Source organism: Gordonia abscondita, assembly GCF_032711245.1.
Lineage (GTDB): Bacteria > Actinomycetota > Actinomycetes > Mycobacteriales > Mycobacteriaceae > Gordonia.
Genome location: NZ_CP128986.1, coordinates 179,129 through 201,439 on the forward strand (window position 1 = coordinate 179,129; position 22,311 = coordinate 201,439).

The following is a 22,311-nucleotide window of genomic DNA, read 5'->3' on the forward strand; positions in this document are numbered from 1 at the left end:
GAGGGGCCATGAGCGAACCGTGGCTTCGGGGCCCACGGGCGGATCCGCGTACTCGACCGGTGCGGAGCCGCCTATCTGGAGATGAACCACCGACGCAGTCGCGGTGCGAACGTGGCGATCAGGGCCAGCACCACTCCCACACCGAAGACAGGCATGACGACCGCCGGCGAGACCAGGGTCGACGCGGCAACCGCGAATGCGAGCAGGCCGACCCACAGGTAGATGACCAGCGCGACTCGTCGTTGGGTGTGGCCGATCTCGAGGAGTCGATGGTGCAGATGCATCTTGTCCGGCGTGTAGAAGCCGACGCCCGCCCGCGTGCGGCGGATCACCGCCATGACCATGTCGAGCATCGGGATGAACATCACCGCCGCGACCAGAACCAGCGGTGAGAGCAACGTGAACATGTCGGCGGGGCCGTACGCGCTGCGGGCCACCCGTCCTGACGCGCTCGTCGATGCGGCGGCCAGCATCAGGCCGATGAGCATCGCGCCCGAGTCGCCCATGAAGATGCGGGCCGGCGAGAAGTTGTGGGGAAGGAATCCCAGGCACGCTCCGGCGAGCGCTGCGGTGATCAACGCTGGCGGGTAGTAGCTGACATCGCCACCTTGATCGGCGAGCAGGCCTAGCGAGAACAGGCAGATGGCGGCGGCCGCGATGAGCCCGAGACCCGCAGCGAGACCGTCGAGACCGTCGACGAAGTTCATCGCGTTGATCGTGGTCACGGTGATCGCGACAGTCAGCAGCCCGGCCTGCAGCGGGTCGAGCACGACTGTGCCGATGTCGCCGATCGGTACGTAGAGCAGATACCAGGAGACCCCCATGATGACCAGGACGCCTGCTGCCGTCAGTTGACCGACGAACTTCGTGAGTGCGTCGAGCCCCCACCTGTCGTCGATGATGCCGACCAAGACGATCACGAGTCCAGCGGTCAACACCGCGAGCATGTCGTGTGTATAGGCGAATCCCCTGTTCAGGGCGGGCAACTGCGCGGCGAGGCCGATCGCGCAGACGACTCCGATGAACATGCCGACACCACCGAGTCGTGGCGTCGGGATCACGTGGACATCCCGTTCGCGCGGAATGGCGACCGCGCCGGCTTTGACCGCGAACACGCGCACGAGCGAAGTGATGAGGTAGGTGACTCCGGCAGCCGTCAGGCCGACGAGCGCGAGCTCGCGCAGAGGCACACCTGCTCCCCCACTGCCGACATCGAGAGCGAGTGGGATCACTCGTCTTCTCCCAGATGCGCGACCGCTGCGGCGACGGCGGAGTGACGTCGTTCGTCGCCGGTCGACATCGCCGTCACCATGAGATCGACGATCCGCGGCGCGTCCGACGGCCTGATTCCGCCGGTGGTGACGGCGGCGGTGCCGAACCGGATCGCCGAGCCTTCGGACACCGGGGCAGGATCGAACGGCGTGATGGCCTTGTCTACGACGATCCCCGCTGCCGCGAGCCGACGAGCAGCTTCGCGTCCGGTCACGCCGAGCGAGCTGACGTCGACGACCCCGATGTGCGTGTCGGTGCCGCCGCCGACCGGGTGGAGTCCGCGGTCGGCGAAACCGGCAGCCAAGGCCGCTGCGGTGTCGGCGACCCTGCGCGCATACTGCCGGTACTCGTCGGTCGACGATTCAGCGAAGGCGACGGCCTTGCCCGCGACCGAATTCATAGCGGGGGCGCCTTGCAAGAACGGGTACACCGCTCGCGAGAGGGCTTCGGCGTGCTCGGCGCGCGCCAACAGGAGTCCGCCGCGCGGGCCGCGCATCACCTTGTTCGTAGCGACCGACACCACGTCGGCGTACGGGACCGGTGATTCGAGGACGCCTCCCGCGGCCAGACCCGCCAGGTGGGCACCGTCGACCCACAGGATGCATCCGGCCTCGTCGGCGATCGTCCGCATCGCAGCGAAGTCCCAGCTCCGCGCGTAGGCGGTGCCACCCGCGACCAGAATCCGCGGGCGATGGATGAGGGCGATGTCGCGGACCTGGTCGTAGTCGATCTGTTCGGTGTCGCTGCGCACTTCGTAGTTGAGGACGTTGAACCAACGACCCGACCAGTTGGCGCGCGATCCGTGTGATTGATGGCCACCGTGGCGCAGGCTCAACGAGAGAACCTGGTCACCGGGTTGCGCGAACGCGACGTACACAGCGAAGTTGGCGAGCGGCCACGACAGCGGCTGTACGTTCACGTAGTCGGCGCCGAACAGTGCGTGCGCGCGCTCCACCGCTAGCCGCTCCACTTCGTCGACCACTTCGGCTCCACCGTGATAGCGGTGCCCCGGATAGCCTTCGGCGTACTTGTCGGCCAGCGTCGAGCCGACCGCCGCGCGGACCGCAGGCGACGCGATCGTCTCTGCCGCGAGAAGCTGCAGACTCTGCTCGCGGCGTTGTTCCTCCCGCTCGATCAGCGCACTGACCTGCGGGTCGACGGCAGCGAGCTGGCCGGTCACCGCGCCACCAGATCCGCCGGATCCATGTCGAGGACCTCGCCGATCTCGGCGGCGGAGATCGCGCCTTCACGCAGGACGCGCGGGACGTCGCCCGACAGGTCGACGATGGTCGACGGTACGGCCTTCGCCGCGGGACCGCCGTCGAGGTAGACCGACACGCTGTCGCCGAGCTGTTCCTGGGCCTCGGCGACAGTCGTCGCCGGTGGGCGACCTGAGATGTTCGCGCTCGACAGCGCCATCGGACCGACTTCACGGAGCACCTCGATGGCCACCGGGTGCAGCGGCATGCGTAGCATCACGGTGCCTTCCACGTCGCCTAGGTCCCACGCCAACGACGGGGCCTGCTCGACGACGATGCTCAGCCCGCCCGGCCAGAACGCCTGAGTCAGTTCACGCGCCTGGACCGAGACCGACCGAACCAGACCGTCGATCGTGTTCCAGGAGCCGACGACGACGGGCACCGGCATGTCACGGCCGCGGCCCTTCGCCTCCAACAGCGCGGCGACCGCCTCACTGTCGAAGGCGTCGCAGCCGATGCCGTACACGGTGTCCGTGGGGAGCACGACGAGCCGCCCGCCACGAGCCGCGCCGACGGCGGCGTTGCGGCCTGCCGAACGGCTGGCGGGATCACTGCAATCGAAGACGACGCTCACTGTTCCATCCTTGCACGGTCGAGGTCTGCTCCGGCTCCGGCGTCGCCGCCGGATCGGACTGCGGTCACGAATCTGGGACGCCCGGCGAGATCGGCGTGCGCGACGATGTCCCGGAACCGCCCGTCGGCGGCCAGCGCGTCGACGACCGCGGGCGCGGTCTCATCGTCATGCTCGACGGCGAAGAGTCCCCCGGCCGTCAACGCGTCGGCGACGATGGGGATCATCGCGTCGATGACGTCCATCCCGGTCTCGCCGGAGAACACGGCTTCGGCCGGATCGTGCCTCACTTCGGCTGAGACAGGCGATGCGGCGGGCACGTACGGAGGGTTCGAGACGATCACATCGCACGCCCCGAGCGCCTCCGCCATCGCCACGGGGTCGGTGACGTCGCCCTGGACCACGCGGACACCACTGTCTGTGGCGTTACGCCGCAGGTAGGCCAACGCCTCGACCGAATTCTCGACGGCGATCACCTCGACGTTCACGAGCCGACCGACGAGAGCCAGAGCGAGCGCTCCGCTCCCCGAGCACAGATCGGCCACGCGAAGAGATCGCTCCCCCGGCCGGTCGAGCGCAGTCGAGACCCACTCCACGATCAGCTCGGTCTCCGGACGCGGCACGAAGACCCCGGGTCCGACGGCGAGCTCTCGGCCGTCGAACCATGCGCGACCGGTGATGTGCTGCAACGGTTCCCGCGCCGCGCGCCGCGTCAGCGCGGCGTCGAACCGCGCACCGTCGTCGGCGCTCACTTCATCGACGAGTAATAGTCGTCCGGGCTCGACGTCGAGTACGTAGGCGAGGAGTGCTGCCGCGTCATGGCCCGCCGAGGAAACCCCGGCGTCGTGCAGGGTCCGTGCGCCGTCTCGCCGCAGCGTGTCGGCGGTGGTCACTGTTGTAGTCGTGCCTGCTTGTCGGCGTCCAGAAGTGCACCGACGAGGGCGTCCATCTCACCGTTGAGGACGGAGTCGAGGTTGTTGGCCTTGTAGCCGATGCGGTGGTCGGTGATCCGATTCTCCGGCCAGTTGTACGTGCGGATCCGCTCGGAGCGGTCGACCGTGCGGATCTGCGCGGCACGTCCAGCAGCCGCTTCGGCGGCGGCTTCCTCCTCGGCGGCTGCCTGCAACCGAGCCCCGAGGACTTGCATGGCGCGCGCCTTATTCTGCAGCTGGGAACGCTCATTCTGGCAGGTCACGACGATACCGGTCGGGAGGTGAGTCAGCCGGACGGCGGAGTCGGTCGTGTTGACACCCTGGCCGCCCTTGCCGGAGCTGCGGTAGACGTCGACACGCAGATCGGACTCATCGATGTGAACCTGCTCCACTTCGTCAGGCTCCGGGTACACCAGGACACCTGCCGCCGATGTGTGGATACGGCCTTGCGACTCGGTGACCGGCACGCGCTGGACGCGGTGGACACCGCCTTCGAACTTGAGCTTCGACCAGACGCCGTCGCGCACGGAGTCCCGCGCTTTGACGGCGAGCGTGGCCTCCTTATAGCCGCCGAGATCGGATTCGGTGACGCCTAGGACGGTCGCCTTCCAGCCTTGCCGCTCACAGAATTTGAGGTACATGCGGACGAGATCGGCGGCGAAGAGCGCCGACTCTTCGCCGCCCGCACCCGATTTGACCTCCAACACCACGTCGTCGGAGTCGTGGGGATCTCGCGGGGCCAGCAAATCAGTGAGGAGCGCATCGAGTTCTGTCTCGCTCGCTTCCAACGCCGGGATCTCCTCGGCGAACTCCGGTTCGACCTCGGCGAGTTCCCTGGCGGCCGCCAGGTCGTCGCGTACCGCGGCGAGCTTGGTGTGGGCTGCCATCACCGGCGCCAACTCGGCGAACCGTTTGCCGACACGACGAGCCTCGGCCGGATCGTCGTGCAACGCGGGATCGGACAGTTGCTGCTCGAGTCCTGCATGCTCGGCGAGGATGTCGTCGATCGCGGACGGTCCGTGCGTGCTCACCTGTAGATCACTCCCCATCTTGATTCTGGCGCCGTCTTGCTTCGGGCTGCGGGAAATTTCTGCTGCCGGAAAACGAACGACGCCCGACCTGAGATCGCGGACGATCTCGAGCCGGGCGTCGTAGGCGAGCTACTTGGCGCGCTTGCCGTAACGCTTCTCGAAGCGAGCCACTCGACCACCGGTGTCGAGGATCTTCTGCTTGCCGGTGTAGAACGGGTGGCACTGCGAGCAGACTTCCACAGAGATGTGGCCGCCCTTAGCGGTGCTGCGCGTGGTGAACTCGTTGCCGCAACCGCAGTTGACGACAGTCACCTCGTAATCGGGGTGGATACCCTGCTTCATTCTCGTCCCTTTCGAATGTGGTCGCCGGGTCACCGGGCGAAATGCTTCGGTGTGAACCGGAACCGGACTGACCGATCGATTATTCCATAGGGTGGCCAGTCAGGGCGAATCTGCGTACTGGACGCCGGGTTTCACGGCCCAAGTTTGGCGGGCCTAACGTAGAGGCCATGACCGAAGGCACCTCCATCGACAATACGAAGTCCCGCGCGGCCAAGCGCCCCCGCTGGTCACGGCGCAACCCGTTCCCGGCGACAGTCGTCGAGAACGCGTTGCTGACCGCCCCGGACAGCACCAAGGAGGTCAGGCACCTCGTCCTCGACATCGAGGGATCGGGACTGGAGTATCTGCCGGGCGACGCGGTGAACGTGACCCCGGCCAACGAGCCCGCGCTCGTCGCGGCCCTGGTAGACCGACTCGGTGTGCCCGCCGACACCGTCATCACCGACCGTAAGGGTGAGCGTTCTCTCGCGCAGGCGTTGACTCACGGTTTCGAGATCACGTCGGTGTCGCCGTATCTGCTCGACCATCTCGCCAACGCGCGCGGCCACTCCAAGGTCGCCACCCTGCTGGCCGGTGAGCGCGCCGAACTGGAGGCGTGGTCGCGTGGTCGCGACGTCCTCGACCTGTTGAACCTCGACGACGACTGGCATCCGACGCCAGAGGCGTTCCTCGCCGAGTTGAAGCCGCTGACCGCGCGCACCTATTCGATCTCGTCCGCCCCGTCGGTCCACGGAGGCACTCTGCATCTGACTCCGGCGACCGTCCGCCACTACGCGACCGCCGAGTGGGGTGACGGCCGCGACCGCCATGGCGCGGCGTCGGCGTTCCTCGCGGACCGTGTGGAGCCGGGCGACACCGTCGGCATCTACCTGACGCCCAACAAGTCGTTCCGTCTGCCCGAACCTGACACCGACATCATCATGATCGGGCCGGGCACCGGTGTCGCGCCGTTCCGCGCTTTCGTGCACGAGCGTGCGGGCAGCGACGGGTCGGGTCGCAATTGGCTGTTCCACGGCGCCCGCCACCGTGATCAGGACTTCCTATACCGCGACGAACTCCTCGGCCTGCACGCTGACGGCAGCCTTGACCGGCTCGACGTCGCGTTCTCGCGCGAACAGGAGCAGAAGCAGTATGTGAGCCATTTGATGGGCGGCCACGGCGAAGAGCTGTACACGTGGCTCCGCGACGGCGCCGTCGTCTACGTGTGCGGCGACGCCGAACGCATGGCTGCCGATGTGGAAGACGCGCTCGCCGCAATCATCGCCGAGTACGGCGACCACGACGAAGAGTCCGCGCGCGTCTTCTTGGAACGCCTGCGCGCCGAAGGCCGCTACCTTCGGGACGTCTACTGAACGACGTCGCGAAGACAGCGGCCTTCGGCGCGGGACCTCCCGCTTCCTAGTCGTCGTTCACGACGGCCGGAGCGTTCTTACTCACCTGCATCAGGAACTCGACGTTGCTGCGCGACTTCTTGAGCTGCGAAACAAGCAGGTCGATCGCGGCCTGGGAATCGAGACCCGACAGCAGACGACGCAACTTGTGCACGATCGCGAACTCGTCGGGCGACAACAGGAGCTCATCCTTGCGTGTGCTCGACAGATTGACATCGACGGCCGGGAACACACGTCGCTCGGAGATCTTGCGATCGAGTTTTAGCTCGGCGTTGCCGGTGCCCTTGAACTCTTCGAAGATCACCGTGTCACCGGTCGAACCGGTCTCCACCAGCGCCGAAGCGATGATGGTTAGCGAACCACCGTTCTCGATGTTGCGGGCTGCACCGAGGAAGCGCTTCGGCGGGTATAGCGCCGTCGAGTCGACACCGCCGGACAGGATACGGCCGGAGGCGGGCGACGCGTTGTTGTACGCACGGCCCAGGCGCGTGATCGAGTCGAGGAGCACGACCACGTCCTGGCCGCCCTCCACCAGGCGCTTCGCGCGCTCGATCGCGAGCTCGGCGACGCTGGTGTGGTCTGACGGCGGACGGTCGAACGTCGACGCAATGACCTCACCCTTCACCGACCGCTGCATGTCGGTGACCTCTTCCGGACGCTCGTCGACGAGCACCACCATGAGGTGGCATTCCGGGTTGTTGGTGGAGATCGCGTTCGCGATGTCCTGCAGGATGGTCGTCTTACCAGCCTTCGGCGGCGAGACGATCAGGGCACGCTGACCTTTGCCGATCGGCATGATCAGGTCGATAACCCGCGTCGACAGCCGGTCCGGCGTCGTCTCCAGACGCAGACGCTGGTTCGGGTAAAGCGGCGTCAGTTTGTTGAAGTCGGGGCGGTTGCGCGCGGATTCGACATCGGAACCGTTCACCGTGTCCAAGCGGACGAGTGGGTTGAACTTTTGACGCTGGTTGCCCTGGCCCTGCCCCTGGCTCTCGCCCTCGCGCGGCACCTTGACAGCGCCAGTTATCGCGTCGCCACGGCGCAGGCCGTTACGGCGCACCAGGTTCATCGAGACGTAGACGTCGTTCGATCCCGCGAGGTAGCCCGAAGTGCGCACGAACGCGTAATTGTCGAGGACATCGAGGATGCCTGCGACGGGGACGACGGTGTCGCCCTCGTTGACCTGCGGCTCGCCCCCACCGTCGACACCGCGGTCGCGGCCACGGCGCCGCTCACGGAATCGACGTCCGCGGCGACGACCGTCGCCGTCACCGTCGTCGTCGTTGTTGTTCTGGTTGTTGCGGCCACCCTGGTTGTTGCCGCCACCCTGGCCGTTGCCGCCCTGGTTCTGATTGCTGCGCTGGTTGTTGCGGTCGCCCTGCGACTTGTCGGCGCTACTCTTCTCGCCAGACTGCTTGTCGCCTGCCTGCCTGTCGCTCTGCTCGACCTGCTTGGACTCGCCCTGGCGCTGGCCGCCCTGGTTGTTCTGGCCGCCCTGGTTGCCGCCGCGATCCCGGTCACCGCGATTGCGGTTACGGTTGCGGTCGCGATTGCCGCGCTGCTGGTCGCCCGCGTTGTCACTCTCCGGCTTCTCGCCGCTCTGAGCATCATCAGCGGTCGGGGCCTGATCGTTCTTAACAGCGTCGTTCTTCGGTGCGTCGTTCTTCGGTGCGTCGTTCTTCGGTGCGTCGTTCTTAGGGACGCTATTCTTCGGCGCAGCGCTGCCCGCCTCGTTCTTGGGGGCCTCGTTCTTGGGGGCCTCGTTCTTGGGGGCCTCGTTCTTGGGGGCCTCGTTCTTGGGGGCCTCTACGTCGGCAGTCTTCGCTGCGACCGACCCCTTATTCGGAGCCTTGCCCTTCGCCGCCGGAGCGCTATTGGGTCCCCCACCCTGTTGGTGAGTCCTGATCACGTCGATCAGATCGCCCTTACGCATGCCCGACGTGCCCTTGATGCCCAACTCACCAGCGAGCGAGCGGAGTTCGGGCAGCAGCATCGCCGACAACCCGGTCCGAGCGCGCTTGGGAGTCTGCAGGTCCGTTTCGGTCACGGAATTCCTTTCGTTCCCCGACACCAGAGGCCGGGGCGTCCGCTCATGAGCGAGCGGGGAGCATGTCATCTCATCACTTCGCCGGTGGCGACCGATGTCGGAAGAAGTCCTTAGCGGCCGGAAGAATAAAGGCACTAGATCGTGACCTTCACGGCGGAGCGACTACAGCGTACCACCGGGTAATCGAGCTGGCACGGAACCCTGCTAGCGAATCACTTCCACGCCGTCCGCGATCGGCAGCGACACCATTTCGAACCCGAACTCAGCGGCCAGCCGAGCCTCATCGTCGCCGAGGTCAATAGTACCTATGACCAGCACCGACGGCCCGGCGCCCGAGACCGTCGCCGCGTGTCCGCGGTCCCGCAGAGCCTGCATCAGACCACTCGTGGCAGGCATCGCTTCGGCACGGTACGGCTGGTGCAGACGATCGAGTGTCGCGTCGACCAGACACGTCGGGTCACTCGTCAGGGCGACGATCCCGAGCGCGGCACGGCTCACGTTGAACACCGCGTCCACGCGCGGGACGGCGTCGGGCAGCAGACCGCGCGTATGCGCCGTCGACGACTGAGTCTGCGGGATGAACGACGTCGCCCGGACGTCGGCGTGCAGATCGAGACGTCGGGCGTAATACTCGCTCTCCCCGCTCGTCCACGTGACGACACCCGCTCCGAGAACCGAAGCGGCCGCGTTGTCGGGGTGTCCTTCGAACTCGCTGGCGAGCTGCACCAGCTCCTTCTCGGTGAGCGCGGAACGCCGGCCGTCCTCCGCCACCAACGCCGACGCCGCCGCGAGGCCACCGACCACCGCGGCCGCCGACGACCCGAGACCACGTGAATGCGGGATGGCGTTGACACACGCCAACGCGACACCCGGTGCTGCGACGCCCGCGAACTCGAGCCCACGAACCACCGCGCGCGCCACGAGGTGACGCTCGTCGGTCGGCACCTCTCCCGCCGACTCACCTTCGACTGCCACGACGACACCCGACGATGCGACAGTCACCTGAATCTCGTCGTAGACGCCGAGAGCCAGTCCGAGACAGTCGAATCCGGGTCCGAGGTTGGCGCTCGATCCGGGCACCCGCACGCGCACGGTCATCCCCTCGGCGAGGACGATCTCCGCGTTCGGGGCTCCGAGCGACGATGCAGCACTCACAGCGTTACCCATGCCCGTCAGCTGACACCCAGTGCGCGTGCGACAGCCACCGGATCCACCGGGATCGCATCGACCGCGGGCATGTCGAGCAGCGCGGTGTCGGGGTCCTTCAGTCCGTTGCCGGTCACCGTGCAGACGACGGTCGAGCCAGCTTCGACCCAACCCTCCTCGTGCGCGGCGAGCAAGCCGGCGACGCTGGCCGCCGACGCGGGCTCGACGAAGACGCCTTCCCTGCCTGCGACGAGTCGGTACGCCTCGAGGATCTTCTCATCGGTCGCGGCCCGGAACTGGCCGTTCGATTCGTCCTTCGCAGCGACGGCTTGGTTCCAGCTCGCGGGCGAACCGATACGGATCGCCGTCGCGATGGTCTCCGGGTCGGAGACCGGCGCGCCATTGACCAGGGGCGCCGCGCCTGCCGCCTGCACTCCAAGCATGCGCGGCAGCGCGTCGATGATGCCGTCGGCGTAATACTCGCTGTAGCCCTTCCAGTACGCGGTGATGTTACCCGCGTTGCCGACGGGGAGCGCGTGGATGTCGGGGGCCTTGCCGAGGACGTCGACGATCTCGAACGACGCCGTCTTCTGGCCTTCGATACGGGCCGGGTTGACCGAGTTCACGAGTTCGATCTCGGTGAACTCAGCGGTCACCTTGCGAGCCAGTTCGAGGCAGTCGTCGAAATTGCCCTGCACCTGGATGACCTGCGCCCCATGCATGACCGCTTGGGCGAGCTTGCCCATCGCGATCTTGCCTTCGGGGATCAGGACGGCGCACGTCATTCCGGCACGCGTCGCATAGGCGGCGGCCGACGCCGACGTGTTGCCGGTCGACGCGCAGAGCACCGCCTTCTTGCCGTTGTTGACGGCGGTGGTGACGGCCATCGTCATGCCGCGATCTTTAAACGATCCCGTCGGGTTGAGGCCTTCGACCTTGAGGTACACGTCGCAGCCGGTGATCTCCGACAGCACGGGAGCAGCCACCAGCGGCGTCGCACCTTCGTGGAGCGTCACGATCTTCCAGCCGTCTTGCACGGGCAGCCGGTCACGGTAGGCCTCGATGAGGCCGGGCCAGCCCTGGTGAACGGGCAGGTAAGCGGAGTCAGTCATTGGTTCCCTCCAGTCGGAGCACACTGGACACCTTGATGACGGAGTCCATCTTCTCGATAGCGGCGACGGTCTCCGACTGGTCGCGGTCGGAGGCACGATGGGTGACGACGATCAGGCGTGCGGACTCGCCCGCGCCTTCCTGTCGGACAGCGGCGATCGACACCGAACGCTTGGCGAACTCGGCGGCGACCTGTTCCAGGACGCCTGCCCTGTCGGCGACGTTCATCGACACGTAGTAGCGGGTCTGCACGTCGTCGATCGGCGCGATCGGCAGCGACGCATACGTCGACTCGAGCGGACCGCGGCCGCCGTACACGCGGTTACGCGCGGCCATCACGAGATCGCCGAGGACGGCCGACGCGGTCGGCGCGCCGCCTGCCCCTTGCCCGTAGAACATCAGACGTCCGGCGTTCTCGGCTTCGACGACGACTGCGTTGAACGCGCCGTTGACGGTGGCGAGCGGATGCTCGTGCGGGATCAACGCCGGGTAGACGCGGGCCGAGATCTTCTCGACGCCGTCCGCGTCGATGCGCTCGCAGATCGCCAGGAGTTTCACCGTGCAGTCGAACTTCTTCGCGGCCACGAGGTCATCGGAGGTGATCGCGGTGATGCCCTCGCAGTAGACATCGTTCGCGGTGACACGCGAATGGAAGGCGATCGACGCAAGGATCGCCGCTTTCGCCGCCGCATCGTGCCCTTCGACATCCGCGGTCGGATCCGCTTCGGCGTAGCCGAGACGACCGGCCTCTTCGAGGACGTCGGCGTAGTCGGCTCCCGTCTCGTCCATTTCCGAGAGGATGTAGTTGGTGGTGCCGTTGACGATGCCCGCCACCCGGTTCACCGAATCGCCCGCCAACGACTGCGTGAGCGGACGGATCACCGGGATGGCACCCGCGACGGCCGCCTCGAAGTAGAGGTCGACGTTGCTGGCAGCCGCCGCGTCGGACAGTTCGCCCGAGTGGACTGCCATCAACGCCTTGTTCGCGGTGACGACCGACTTGCCGGCCTCCAACGCGGTGCGAATCAGTGTCCGCGGCGGCTCGAGCCCGCCGATTAGTTCGACGACGACGTCGACATCGTCGCGGGTGACGAGAGATGCCGGGTCGTCGGTGAGGATCGCCGAGTCGACGGCGCCACGCGGGCGCGATAGATCACGGACCGAGACGCCGCGCAGCTCGACGCGGGCGCCGACACGTGCTTGCAGGTCAGCGGCCTGATCGGTGAGGATCCGGACCACCTCGGTTCCGACGTTGCCCATCCCGAGGACGGCGACGCCGATCGGACGGGGTGACGTAGCGGCCATCAGGGTTGGACCTCCAAGCTCAAGAAATCTTCCACGGTCTCGCGGCGCAACATGAGCCGCGACGCTCCGTCGTGCACGGCGGCGACCGCGGCACGCGGCGCCATGTTGTACCGGCTCGACATCGAATAGCAGTATGCACCGGTCGCGCCGACCACGAGCAGGTCGCCCGGTGTCAGGTCTGCGGGAAGCCAACAGTCCCGGACGACGATGTCACCGGACTCGCAGTGTTTGCCCACCACACGACACACGACGGCTTGTGCCTCGGACACGCGGTTGGCCAGCCGAACGTCGTACTCGGCGTCGTACAGGACGGTGCGGATGTTGTCGCTCATACCACCGTCGACGGAGACATAGCGGCGCGTCGCCGCGCCGTCGAGCTGAACGTCCTTGATGGTGCCGACACGGTAGACGGTGACGCCTGCGGGTCCGGCGATGGCGCGGCCCGGCTCGACGGCGATCGACGGCATCGGGAGCCCGAGCCGTTCGGATTCGCGGCGCACGATCTCCACGAGAGACGCAGCGAGGTCGGCGACCGGCGGCGGATCCTCCGATGGGATGTACGAAATACCAAGGCCGCCACCGAGATCGAGGACCTCAATCTGTGTGGTCTTCTCGACGCCGAACTCCGCGACGACGTCCGCGAGTAGACCGAGGACGCGATGCGCGGCGAGTTCGAACCCGTCGATCTCGAAGATCTGCGAGCCGATGTGGCTGTGTAGACCGACCAGACGCAGATTGTCGGATGCGAAGACCGCACGGATCGCGTTCATGGCGATGCCGCCAGCCAGCGCGAAACCGAACTTCTGGTCCTCGTGCGCAGTCGAGATGAATTCATGGGTGTGCGCTTCCACACCCGGCGTCACGCGGATAAGGACGTCGGCGACGACGCCACGCACGCCCGCCAGACGGTCGAGCCGTTCGATCTCGAACATCGAGTCAACGACAACGTGACCGATCCGCGATTCGAGCGCATAGTCGAGTTCGGCTTCGCTCTTGTTGTTGCCGTGCATCGCGATCCGCTCGGCCGGGAAGCCCGCGTGCAGCGCGATCGCGAGTTCGCCGCCAGTGCACACGTCCAGCGAGAGGCCTTCGGACTGCACCCAGCGCGCGACTTCGAGCGACAGGAAGGCTTTCGACGCATAATGCACGCGCCCCGACGGACCGAATGCGGCCTGCATGTCGGCGCAGCGCGACCGAAAGTCGTTCTCGTCGTAAACGAACAGCGGGGTGCCGTAGGTGTCGGCGAGTTCGTCCACACCGATGCCACCGATCGTGACCGCGCCGTCGTCGGTGCGGCCGGTGCCGCGCGGGTACACCTTCGCCGGGATCTCGGCGAGCTCAGCAGGCGAGTTGGGCCGTTCGGCCAGGTGCGGCGCGGCGAGGATGTCGGCGTGGCGGGGGCCAGCGGGATGTGCCATCACATACGCTCCGGTGCGCTCACGCCGACCAAGTCGAGGCCGTTGGCGAGTACTTGACGGGTCGCCGCGCACAGCGCGAGACGCGCCGTATGGACGTCGGTCGGCTCCTCATCGGCCTGCGGGAGGACCCGGCAACGCGAGTAGAAGCGGTGGTAGGCGCCCGCGAGGGACTCCAGGTATCGCGACACACGGTGGGGTTCGCGGAGCGTCGCCGCGGTCGCGACCACCTCCGAGTAGTCGCCGATGGTGCGGACCAGATCGCCTTCGGACTCGTCGTCGAGTAATTCGAGGTGGTCGGTGGACGGCGTGAGTCCCAGCTCGGCGGCACTGCGCGCGAGCGCCGACAGGCGGGCGTGCGCGTACTGGACGTAATACACCGGGTTGTCGGAGGACTGCTTGCGCAGCAGGTCGAGGTCGATGTCGATGTTGACGTCGATCGACGATCGAATCAGCGCGTACCGCGCCGCATCCACTCCGACGGCTTCGACGAGGTCATCGAGTGTGATGACGGTGCCTGCCCGCTTACTCATCCGCACCGGCTTGCCGTCCCTGACGAGGTTCACCATCTGGCCGATGAGGACCTCGACTGAGTCAGGATCGTAACCGAGCGCGGCCGCCGCAGCCTTGAGGCGCACGACATAACCGTGGTGGTCGGCGCCCAGCATGTAGATCAGGTGGTTGGCTCCGCGATCGTGCTTGTCCTTGAGGTAGGCGATGTCGCCCGCGATGTAGGCGGCGTTGCCGTCGCTCTTGAGGACCACGCGGTCCTTGTCGTCGCCGTAGTTGGTAGACCGCAGCCACCATGCGCCATCTGCCTCGTACAAGTTGTCGCTCGCCTTGAGTTGGGCGATCGACTCGTCGACGAGGCCACGCTCGAACATCGAATTCTCATGCGTGTAGACGTCGAACACAGTGCCGAAGTCGGCTAGCGTCCGCTTGATGTGTCCGAACATCAACTCGACGCCGTCGGCGCGGAACGTCTCGAGCCGGTCGTCTTCGGCGAGATCGAGTACGCCGGGATTGTTGCCGACGACGGTCGCCGCGATCTCTTTTATGTATTCGCCCGCGTAGCCGTCTTCCGGCGCCTGCTGCTCGAGAGCCGCTGCCAGCAGGGACCGTGCGAACCGATTGATCTGCTCGCCGTGATCGTTGAAGTAATACTCGCGGGCGACGGTCGCACCGCGCGCGGCGAGGACGCGACCGAGGGCGTCGCCGACCGCTGCCCACCGGGTTCCACCGAGGTGGATGGGGCCGGTCGGGTTCGCCGACACGAACTCGAGGTTGACGTTCAGCGCGCTCAGTTCGTCGCCGCGCCCGTACGACGCGCGCTCACTGAGGACCGCCGCGACGGTCTGGTTCTGTGCAGCCGCGGCCAGGCGCAAGTTGACGAAGCCCGGTCCCGCGATCTCGGCCGAGTCGATGCCCGCGTCCGCGGCGAACTCGTCGGCCAGCCACGTCGCGAGCTCACGCGGATTGACACCGACCTTTTTACCGAGTTGGAGTGCGATGTTGGTGGCGTAGTCGCCGTGTTCAGGACTGCGCGGACGCTCGACGACCACCGTGTCGGGAATGAGGTCGACGTCCAGGTCATGGGCTTGAAAGACCTTCTGGGTCGCAGCGCGAAGCAGAGCGGCGAGTTCGGTGGGAGTCACGGTGGTCTAGTCTATCCGGCCGCCGCCGCTGCTGGTCGAGCGGAGTCGCGACCCCTTACGGTTGCGCTATGACCTCCGTCGCCGTCGTCGGCAGCATCAACCTCGACGTAGTCGTCTCGTGTGCACATTTTCCCGACCCCGGCGAGACCGTGGCTGGATCGTCGGTCTCCTATGGTCAAGGAGGCAAGGGTGCCAATCAGGCCCGCGCGGCCGCGCGGGCGGGCGCCTCGACAACGTTCATCGGAGCGGTCGGCGACGACGACGCGGCCGACCGTGTGCTGTCGCTGTCGAACGACATCCAGCTCCGCACGTCTCGGGTCCCGGGACAGACTGGTGTCGCGCTCATCACCGTCGATTCTCGTGGAGAGAACACGATCATCGTCGTTCCGGGAGCGAACGCGCTCCTCACGCTGTCGGAGGAGGACCGCCGCATAATCTCCGGCGCCGACGTCCTGCTGGTGCAACTGGAAGTCCCGGTCCCGGTAGTGCTCGACGCTGCCCACACCGCACGGCAAGCCCGGACCACAGTGATGCTGAATCCGTCGCCGGTGATCGATATTCCCGCCGAACTGTGGGCCCTCGTCGACGTCGCGGTGGTGAACCGAGCCGAGGCGGAAGCCCTTCGCGTACCTCTGGACGACGTCGGGATCGTCGTCACCACGTTCGGGGCGGACGGTGCCCAACTGCGCGGCCCGGACGCGCTCGTCCGAGCCGACGGGATCTCCGTTGACGTCACCGACACGACCGGAGCGGACGACGCGTTCACCGGGATGCTCGCGGCGTCATGGAATCTCCCACCCGCCGACCGGCTGGCGCGCGCCAACGCCGCGGGCGCACTGGCGACGACGATCAGCGGTGCCGCGTCGGCGCCGACCGCCGCCGACGTCGACGCGTTCACGCGGGCGTCCCGCCGCTGATCGAGCGGAGTCGAGATCGCCCGCACCGACCGACTCAGCAGCCGAGCGCGGTAGCCAATTCATCGATCCCGCCCACGTTAAACGCGTTCAGCCCGCTCGGCTCGGCGACCTTCGTCTCCGGCCCCCACTCACGGGGCCGTTCGACGTAGGCGGTCTGCAAGCCGAAGCCACGAGCCGCCGCCAAATCCGTGGCATGAGTGGCGACCATCATCGCTTCGTGCGGTTGCACTTGCAGGAGGTCGACGATGCCTAGGTAGGTCTCACGCGCCGGTTTGTAGTGTCGCCACAGGTCGGAGCCGCCGATGACGTCCCACGGGAGGTCGGACGCTTTCGCCATCTCGTTGAGAAGCGCGACGTTCCCGTTGCTCAGCGCGCAGATGGTGTATTTCTGTTTCAGCCGGCGCAGCGCGTCCGACACATCGGGCCATGCCGGGATCACGTGCCACGCGTGCACCGCCTCGTCGAGTTGCTGGTCGGTCGCGACAACGTCGTAGGCCTCCGCCAGCACGTCGACCAGCGTCTCGCGCTGCAGATCGTCGAGCAGCGTCCATGGGCGTTCGCCTGCCTCGACCTCGGCCATCGCGGGCGGGTATCGACGTCGCCACGCGCGCGCCAGTTCGGACGAGTCCAGTTCGGGGAAGACTCCTGCCAGCACGCCGCTAACGCCGGTATGCCAATCGGTGACCGTGCCGAACGTGTCGAATGCAAGAACTTTGATCGGCCCCGCGGTCACAGCGCGATTCCGAGCACGACAAGGATCACGCTGATCGCGGGCGGTACGAGTTGCTTGAGCGCGGCCTGGGTCTTCGACGGATCCGACAGCATCAAGACGCCCCCTGCCGCGACCATGCTGCCCGCACCGACAAGCACGAGTGTCGCCCCAACTTCCTCCTGGCCGACGGCGACGAGGACGATTCCGACGACGATCGAGATCGCGAGGAAAAGGTTGTAGAAGCCCTGGTTGAACGCGAGGGGTTTCGTCGACTCGGCCTCCGCCTCAGTAGTGCCGAATACGGCCCTCGCCTTTGGCGTGGTCCAGACGATGGACTCGAGGTAGAAGATGAACACGTGGACGGCGGCTGCCACTGCCGCGAAGACCAATCCTGCGATGAGCATGCGACAAGTTTAAGCGTGGCAGGCTCGTCCACAGTGACACCGCACAGCGCCTGCGACCGTCTATACGGGTATGCCGGTCCGCAGCGGTGTCAGGTCCGCGAGTACTCCGATGCCTTCCGAATCTGCTCGACGGTCGGCGTAACGCCTGTGTACAGAGTGAATTGTGCCGCCGCTTGTCCGGCGATCACCGCGTCACCACTGATCACCTCTGCGCCGCGTGTACGCAGCGTTTGTACGAGCGGGGTCGTCGGTGGCATCGCCACAACGTCCAGACAGCCGACTGCGGCGGCGACGACTTCTCGAGTGAATGGCATCTCGGCGGCGGCCGGTCCGCCTGACATGCCGATCGGGGTCGCACTCACCAGAATCGCCGGGCGGGCGTCGCCGAGGTCGGTGACATGCGCGAAGCCGTACTTCTCGGCGAGTCCCCCGCCGGTCTCCCTATTGCGGGCCACAACGGTGACATCTGTGAAGCCGGTGTCGCGCAGAGCAGCGACCACGGCTTTGGCCATTCCTCCGCTCCCTGCGACGGCGACCGTCGCGTCACGGTCGAACGACGACGACGCGAGCAGGTCGGCGACCGCTTGGTAGTCGGTGTTGTAGGCGTGGAGGACTCCTCGGTCGTTGACGATCGTGTTGACCGATTCGATCGCCGCCGCCGACTGTTCCATGACGTCAACGAAATCGATCACTGCCTCCTTGTACGGCATCGACACCGCAGCACCACGGATCTGCAGGCCTCGGATCCCCTGCACTGCGGCCGCGATGTCGTCGGGCGCGAACGCCTTGTAGACGTAGTTCAACCCGAGTTCGTTGTAGAGATAGTTGTGGAACCGGGTGCCGATGTTCGACGGCCGCGCCGCTAGTGAAACGCAGAGAACGGTGTCACGGTCGAGAGCGCGCGAGTGCGGTGCGGTCATGACGCCCAGGATAGTGCCGGGTCGGCTTCCGTCACACGGTCAATCCCCGCAACTTCTCCGGGTTTCGGATCGTGTAGACGGCGGTCACGATCTCGCCGGTAACCTCGACGCACGTGACGTTATCGACCAAGCCGTCGATGGAGACAATGACCGCGGGCATCGAGTTGACGACAGTCGGTCGGAAGCCGAGCGCCCCGAGTTGGGCGCCCTTGGTGAATAGACCTGCCACCATCCGCGCTACATGGTCTGCGCCTTCGACCGGCCTGCGTGCTGCCGACACCACGCCACCGCCGTCGCCGAGGTAGACGACGCCAGGCGCCAGCACATCCATCAGTCCTTGGACGTCGCCGTTGACCGCGCTCATCAGGAACCGTTCCACGACGGACTGCGCTTGTGCCGGTTCGGCGACTGCGGACGAGCGTCTGGACCGAACATGGTTTCGCGCCCGATGCGCCACCTGACGAACCGCTGTCTCCGATTTCCCGACGGCCGCCGCGATCTCGCGATAGTCGAAGTCGAATACGTCGCGCAGCACGAACACTGCACGCTCGGTGGGCCTCAGCGACTCCAACACCAGCAGCATCGCCGTTGTGACGGCTTCGCCGGTCAACACGTGGTCGAGGCCGTCGCTCTCGGACGCCTCCAGTGGTTCGGGTAGCCACGGCCCGACATACTCCTCGCGACGTCGCCCGGCCGAGCGTGCCGCGTTCAACGCCTGGCGGGTGACTGTCCGAGCGAGGTAGGCGCGCGGATTGTCGATCTTCTCGTGGTCGACGTCGCGCCATCGGATCCAACTCTCGGACACCGCGTCTTCAGCATCGGAGACTGATCCGAGTATCTCGTAGGCGATCGAGAACAACAATGCCCGGTGGGTCACGAAGTCGTCGGGTCCGCCTTGGTTATCGGTCATTTCGGGCCAGGAATCGATGCCGCTCTTCCCGTGCGCGCTGACCAGAGTGCGCCGCGGCAGACTCGTTCCTTGAGGTACGCGGCTGGCCTACCGCCGAACCAGATCTTGGTGGGGACGTCGTTGCGGTGTGCGCTCTGGATGACGCCGTTCTTGCGGCCCAGCGACACGTTCTGTCCGACGAATGACATCGAGAACGGTTTGCCCGCCTCACCTCTGAGATCCCGTACGAGGTTGTCCGCTGCCGCCGCACCTTGCGGGAGTGCCGCCTGGCAGCTCAACCGCGCGCCGGCGACGGCTGCGCTGTCGCCGATCGCGTAGACGCTCGGATTGCTGGTGCTTCGCAGGCAGGCGCCGACTTCGACCCGCCCTGCCGGGTCGGTCGCGAGTCCGCTGCGGACGGCGAGTTCGTGCGCCTGTCCCGCGACGGCCCACAGGGTCAGATCTGCGGGCTCGTCGGACGTCCACTCGCCGGTGACGATGTCGATGTCGAGATCGCGCAGCACGTCGAGGACGCGCTGGCGGGCGCTACTGCTAAGTGATGCGCCGAATTCATCGCTGACGATGCGAACGGTCAGGTCGGGCCGTTCGGTGGCGACCTCGGACGCGGCCTCCAATCCGGTGAGTCCTCCGCCGACGACAGTCACTGTCGCCCCGCCGTCGAGCTCGGCAAGTTTGGCGTGGGCGGCGCGCGCCGCGTCGAGGCTGCCGACCGGATAGGTCCCCTCCGGCGCGTGATTCGAGCTACCGACCGCGTAGACGAGCTTGTCGTATTCGAGCGACTGACCGTCCGCCAGGGTGAGGACGCCGTCGCCAACCTTCTCGATCGCCGCGATGCGCAGTTCGATCCGGTCGTCGAGGACTTCTCGCAGCGGCCGCGTCGCGGTGCCGCTGCCTGCGATCAACTCGTGCAGCCGGACACGTTCGACGAACTCCGAGCTCGGGTTCACCACAGTGATCTGCGCATCGGTCAGCTTGCGCGCCAACCGGTTCGCCGCAACAGTTCCCGCGTAGCCAGCTCCTGCAACCACGATCCTCATGAGTGCTCCTCCTACCCTTGTCATCCTTGCACTCATAAGACACCGGGCGGGCGCGCGTTGTGACAGTCTCCGTTTGGGTCTTCCGGAGGACAGCCGAATTCGCGACCAGAGTTCGTTGGCCGTTGGTAGCGTTCGTCTCGGCGACGACACTCTCCTTCAGTTCGCAACGGCTCCGAGGCGTGGAGCATTGGGCGGCTCCGCAGATGCGTTCACACTGGTTACGTGACCGGCGACGAATCCCCTGCTCCCCCAGCAGTCCATCCCGCACTGACGAACCGCTTCAGCCCTGTCCGGTTCGATCCGACGGCGACCGTGACTGACCCGCAGCTCGACACGTTGCTCGACGCGGCGCGTCTGTCGCCGTCGGCGGGAAACTCGCAGCCGTGGCGATTCATCGCCGGGCTGCGTGGCAGCGCCGTCCACGCGCGAACCGTCCGACATCTCGCTCGAAGCTCCGCTGGGTGGGCGCCGGATGCGTCGCTGTTGGTTGTGAACCTGACGCAGACCCACGTGGAGGACGCACCGGACTGGGAGTACTCGGAGTTCTCGCGTTACGACCTCGGTCAGGCCGTCGCACATATGACCGTTCAGGCGCTCGCGCTGGGCCTGGCAGCGCACCAGTTCCGGGCGTTCGACCGCGACGCGGTGGCCGCCGAGTTCGGCGTCGCGCCTCAGTTCGAGGTCACTTCGATGACTGCTTTCGGATCTGCCGCCCACGGGCCCGGCGAGATCGCGTCACCGGGCACGAGTCGTGAACGGTTGGGACGTGGCGAGGTCACGTGGGCGCGCGGCTGAGAGCCTCAGCGCATTCCGATGTATCGGCAACCGCCCACGGCTCCGCGCAACGGCCGATTCAGGCAATATTTTCCGGGACCATCGCCGGGCCGGACGGACGACGCGAGCGGCGAGTAGTCCGCGCCAGTGCATGTGGCACCAAATCGTGAGTCGAGTCTCAGAATGCGCCCGGCTGCCCGGTGATAGTCGATGTGCCGGTGGACGTGACCGAGTAGAAGACCACCGACTCTCATACTCGGACGGCCAGGCGTCCCGACGGTCAGTGCCGTTGACTGGCCTCGCCGCAAATGGGCGCCGCCGATATCACTGCGGGATCTCCTGGTAATGATGCTCGTCGTAGTCGGAGTCGAGGTAGTTGTTGACGGTTGCGTCGAAATGCTTCCAATGCTCCGACTGGGCGTGCGCGTCAAGGTCGCCCTGTGTTGCCCAGTGCTCGATGAGGTTGTACGAAAGGGGTTCTGCAATGTTGCGGTGCAACTGGTAGAGCAGGCAGCCGTTCTCCTTGTTGGACTCGACGACCATATGGTGCAGGAGCTTTACAAATGCCCCTTCATGTTCCTGCTTGACATCGAAGAACACGTTGAGAATGACCATGTGGGGTTCGCTCCTTCTTGAGTGCTTGGCAAGACCACCTTCCACCGTACTGATCGCCCGGAGTGCGACAGCGCGATCGCGACACCACATCCGGACTCCACATCGACGTCACCATCCGCTTTCACCCCGGCGGCGAGGCGGTCAGACACCGCCAACAGCGCGTATTCGACCTGCACACGGGTGGGTGCGAGGCCCTGAGGTATGTCGCGCCAGGCTCTTCGGCCCGCGATCGACCCGGGGTTGCAGATACGGAAACCGCACGATCTCGAGCGGCGATAACAAGTCGGAGGCGTCGTTCGCATGTCCGTACCGTGAGATTACGGCCGGTATATCCAACGCCGTCGTCCGTATTGATAGCACTGCAGGCACCGAACTGTCTCCGACTTGACACCGTGTACCGCGCATTTGGCACGTATGCCAAGAGACCGCAGGAAAACCGCTGGTCAGACTGTGCCCCCCGTAGGATTCGAACCTACGACCTTCTGCTCCGGAGGCAGACGCTCTATCCCCTGAGCTAGGGGGGCGGATCAAGCGAGAGCAACATTA

Annotated in this window: 21 protein-coding genes and 1 tRNA gene; 3 read left to right on the top strand and 19 right to left on the bottom strand. The window is 66.3% G+C overall.

The features are described from left to right. Positions 1-71: 71 nt before the first annotated feature. The 6 genes from MP11Mi_RS00845 to rpmE all read right to left on the bottom strand — a co-directional run bounded on the left by MP11Mi_RS00845 (position 72) and on the right by rpmE (position 5,407). Positions 72-1,232: an MraY family glycosyltransferase gene (locus MP11Mi_RS00845; protein ID WP_420040442.1), complete on the bottom strand. Its 1,161-nt coding sequence runs from the start codon at positions 1,230-1,232 to the stop codon at positions 72-74. Then, positions 1,229-2,452: a serine hydroxymethyltransferase gene (locus tag MP11Mi_RS00850; protein WP_420040443.1), complete on the bottom strand. Its 1,224-nt coding sequence runs from the start codon at positions 2,450-2,452 to the stop codon at positions 1,229-1,231. Before MP11Mi_RS00850 ends, MP11Mi_RS00845 begins: the two co-directional genes overlap by 4 nt. Continuing rightward, on the bottom strand, positions 2,449-3,105 hold the full coding sequence (locus MP11Mi_RS00855; RefSeq protein WP_420040444.1) for an L-threonylcarbamoyladenylate synthase: 657 nt from the start codon (positions 3,103-3,105) through the stop codon (positions 2,449-2,451). The genes MP11Mi_RS00850 and MP11Mi_RS00855 overlap by 4 nt, the downstream gene beginning before the upstream one ends. Next, positions 3,102-3,995: a peptide chain release factor N(5)-glutamine methyltransferase gene (gene prmC, locus MP11Mi_RS00860; protein WP_420040445.1), complete on the bottom strand. Its 894-nt coding sequence runs from the start codon at positions 3,993-3,995 to the stop codon at positions 3,102-3,104. Before prmC ends, MP11Mi_RS00855 begins: the two co-directional genes overlap by 4 nt. Beyond that, positions 3,992-5,065: a peptide chain release factor 1 gene (gene prfA, locus MP11Mi_RS00865; RefSeq protein ID WP_420040446.1), complete on the bottom strand. Its 1,074-nt coding sequence runs from the start codon at positions 5,063-5,065 to the stop codon at positions 3,992-3,994. Before prfA ends, prmC begins: the two co-directional genes overlap by 4 nt. 129 nt (positions 5,066-5,194) lie before the next feature. Next, positions 5,195-5,407 (bottom strand): 50S ribosomal protein L31, encoded by a 213-nt coding sequence (gene rpmE, locus MP11Mi_RS00870; RefSeq protein ID WP_237002563.1) that lies wholly within the window; start codon positions 5,405-5,407, stop codon positions 5,195-5,197. A 167-nt stretch (positions 5,408-5,574) separates the two neighbouring features. Between rpmE and MP11Mi_RS00875 the strand changes: the two genes are divergently transcribed. Beyond that, entirely contained in the window at positions 5,575-6,759 is a 1,185-nt protein-coding gene (locus MP11Mi_RS00875) for a diflavin oxidoreductase (RefSeq protein WP_420040447.1), read from the top strand. 46 nt (positions 6,760-6,805) lie between these two features. Here MP11Mi_RS00875 and rho read toward each other — a convergent pair whose 3' ends face one another. The 6 genes from rho to argS all read right to left on the bottom strand — a co-directional run bounded on the left by rho (position 6,806) and on the right by argS (position 15,476). Further along, positions 6,806-8,791: a transcription termination factor Rho gene (rho, locus tag MP11Mi_RS00880; RefSeq protein WP_420041969.1), complete on the bottom strand. Its 1,986-nt coding sequence runs from the start codon at positions 8,789-8,791 to the stop codon at positions 6,806-6,808. 258 nt (positions 8,792-9,049) lie between these two features. Beyond that, a complete protein-coding gene (gene thrB / locus MP11Mi_RS00885; RefSeq protein ID WP_420040448.1) occupies positions 9,050-10,012 on the bottom strand; it encodes a homoserine kinase in 963 nt (320 codons plus the stop codon). Positions 10,013-10,017: 5 nt separating this feature from the next. Continuing rightward, the gene (gene thrC, locus MP11Mi_RS00890) at positions 10,018-11,103 is read right to left on the bottom strand and encodes a threonine synthase (RefSeq protein WP_420040449.1); all 1,086 of its coding nucleotides are present in this window, start codon (positions 11,101-11,103) and stop codon (positions 10,018-10,020) included. Beyond that, a complete protein-coding gene (locus MP11Mi_RS00895; RefSeq protein ID WP_420040450.1) occupies positions 11,096-12,406 on the bottom strand; it encodes a homoserine dehydrogenase in 1,311 nt (436 codons plus the stop codon). Before MP11Mi_RS00895 ends, thrC begins: the two co-directional genes overlap by 8 nt. Further along, positions 12,406-13,827: a diaminopimelate decarboxylase gene (gene lysA / locus MP11Mi_RS00900; RefSeq protein WP_420040451.1), complete on the bottom strand. Its 1,422-nt coding sequence runs from the start codon at positions 13,825-13,827 to the stop codon at positions 12,406-12,408. The genes MP11Mi_RS00895 and lysA overlap by 1 nt, the downstream gene beginning before the upstream one ends. Next, the gene (gene argS, locus MP11Mi_RS00905; protein ID WP_420040452.1) at positions 13,824-15,476 is read right to left on the bottom strand and encodes an arginine--tRNA ligase; all 1,653 of its coding nucleotides are present in this window, start codon (positions 15,474-15,476) and stop codon (positions 13,824-13,826) included. Before argS ends, lysA begins: the two co-directional genes overlap by 4 nt. A 68-nt stretch (positions 15,477-15,544) precedes the next feature. Here argS and MP11Mi_RS00910 point away from each other — a divergent pair, with 68 nt between their 5' ends. After that, entirely contained in the window at positions 15,545-16,393 is an 849-nt protein-coding gene (locus MP11Mi_RS00910; RefSeq protein WP_420040453.1) for a PfkB family carbohydrate kinase, read from the top strand. Between the two features lie 34 nt (positions 16,394-16,427). Here MP11Mi_RS00910 and MP11Mi_RS00915 read toward each other — a convergent pair whose 3' ends face one another. From MP11Mi_RS00915 to MP11Mi_RS00935, 5 genes are all read right to left on the bottom strand, one after another. Then, complete coding sequence (locus tag MP11Mi_RS00915) at positions 16,428-17,126, bottom strand: haloacid dehalogenase type II (RefSeq protein WP_420040454.1); 699 nt, start codon at positions 17,124-17,126, stop codon at positions 16,428-16,430. Next, positions 17,123-17,509 (bottom strand): DUF1304 domain-containing protein, encoded by a 387-nt coding sequence (locus MP11Mi_RS00920; RefSeq protein ID WP_420040455.1) that lies wholly within the window; start codon positions 17,507-17,509, stop codon positions 17,123-17,125. The genes MP11Mi_RS00915 and MP11Mi_RS00920 overlap by 4 nt, the downstream gene beginning before the upstream one ends. Positions 17,510-17,598: 89 nt before the next feature. Beyond that, positions 17,599-18,429 (bottom strand): shikimate 5-dehydrogenase, encoded by an 831-nt coding sequence (locus tag MP11Mi_RS00925; protein WP_420040456.1) that lies wholly within the window; start codon positions 18,427-18,429, stop codon positions 17,599-17,601. Positions 18,430-18,460: 31 nt separating this feature from the next. Continuing rightward, positions 18,461-19,339: an RNA polymerase sigma-70 factor gene (locus MP11Mi_RS00930; protein ID WP_420040457.1), complete on the bottom strand. Its 879-nt coding sequence runs from the start codon at positions 19,337-19,339 to the stop codon at positions 18,461-18,463. Continuing rightward, positions 19,336-20,376, bottom strand: coding sequence for an NAD(P)/FAD-dependent oxidoreductase (locus MP11Mi_RS00935; RefSeq protein ID WP_420040458.1), 1,041 nt, complete (start codon positions 20,374-20,376; stop codon positions 19,336-19,338). The genes MP11Mi_RS00930 and MP11Mi_RS00935 overlap by 4 nt, the downstream gene beginning before the upstream one ends. Positions 20,377-20,598: 222 nt before the next feature. Between MP11Mi_RS00935 and MP11Mi_RS00940 the strand changes: the two genes are divergently transcribed. Next, positions 20,599-21,171 (top strand): nitroreductase family protein, encoded by a 573-nt coding sequence (locus tag MP11Mi_RS00940; RefSeq protein ID WP_420040459.1) that lies wholly within the window; start codon positions 20,599-20,601, stop codon positions 21,169-21,171. 303 nt (positions 21,172-21,474) lie between these two features. Here MP11Mi_RS00940 and MP11Mi_RS00945 read toward each other — a convergent pair whose 3' ends face one another. Further along, the gene (locus MP11Mi_RS00945) at positions 21,475-21,765 is read right to left on the bottom strand and encodes a putative quinol monooxygenase (protein ID WP_420040460.1); all 291 of its coding nucleotides are present in this window, start codon (positions 21,763-21,765) and stop codon (positions 21,475-21,477) included. Between the two features lie 451 nt (positions 21,766-22,216). Continuing rightward, positions 22,217-22,289, bottom strand: a tRNA-Arg gene (locus tag MP11Mi_RS00950). Between the last annotated feature and the right edge of the window lie 22 nt (positions 22,290-22,311).

Coding starts and splice junctions, on each gene's coding strand:
- MP11Mi_RS00935 (WP_420040458.1), bottom strand. CDS start 20,376: ATGAGGATCGTGGTTGCAGGAGCTGGCTACGCGGGAACTGTTGCGGCG.
- MP11Mi_RS00895 (WP_420040450.1), bottom strand. CDS start 12,406: ATGGCCGCTACGTCACCCCGTCCGATCGGCGTCGCCGTCCTCGGGATG.
- MP11Mi_RS00925 (WP_420040456.1), bottom strand. CDS start 18,429: ATGACCGCACCGCACTCGCGCGCTCTCGACCGTGACACCGTTCTCTGC.
- MP11Mi_RS00945 (WP_420040460.1), bottom strand. CDS start 21,765: ATGGTCATTCTCAACGTGTTCTTCGATGTCAAGCAGGAACATGAAGGG.
- thrC (WP_420040449.1), bottom strand. CDS start 11,103: ATGACTGACTCCGCTTACCTGCCCGTTCACCAGGGCTGGCCCGGCCTC.
- thrB (WP_420040448.1), bottom strand. CDS start 10,012: ATGGGTAACGCTGTGAGTGCTGCATCGTCGCTCGGAGCCCCGAACGCG.
- rho (WP_420041969.1), bottom strand. CDS start 8,791: ATGCTGCTGCCCGAACTCCGCTCGCTCGCTGGTGAGTTGGGCATCAAG.
- MP11Mi_RS00875 (WP_420040447.1), top strand. CDS start 5,575: ATGACCGAAGGCACCTCCATCGACAATACGAAGTCCCGCGCGGCCAAG.
- MP11Mi_RS00920 (WP_420040455.1), bottom strand. CDS start 17,509: ATGCTCATCGCAGGATTGGTCTTCGCGGCAGTGGCAGCCGCCGTCCAC.
- rpmE (WP_237002563.1), bottom strand. CDS start 5,407: ATGAAGCAGGGTATCCACCCCGATTACGAGGTGACTGTCGTCAACTGC.
- MP11Mi_RS00930 (WP_420040457.1), bottom strand. CDS start 19,339: ATGACCGATAACCAAGGCGGACCCGACGACTTCGTGACCCACCGGGCA.
- MP11Mi_RS00910 (WP_420040453.1), top strand. CDS start 15,545: ATGACCTCCGTCGCCGTCGTCGGCAGCATCAACCTCGACGTAGTCGTC.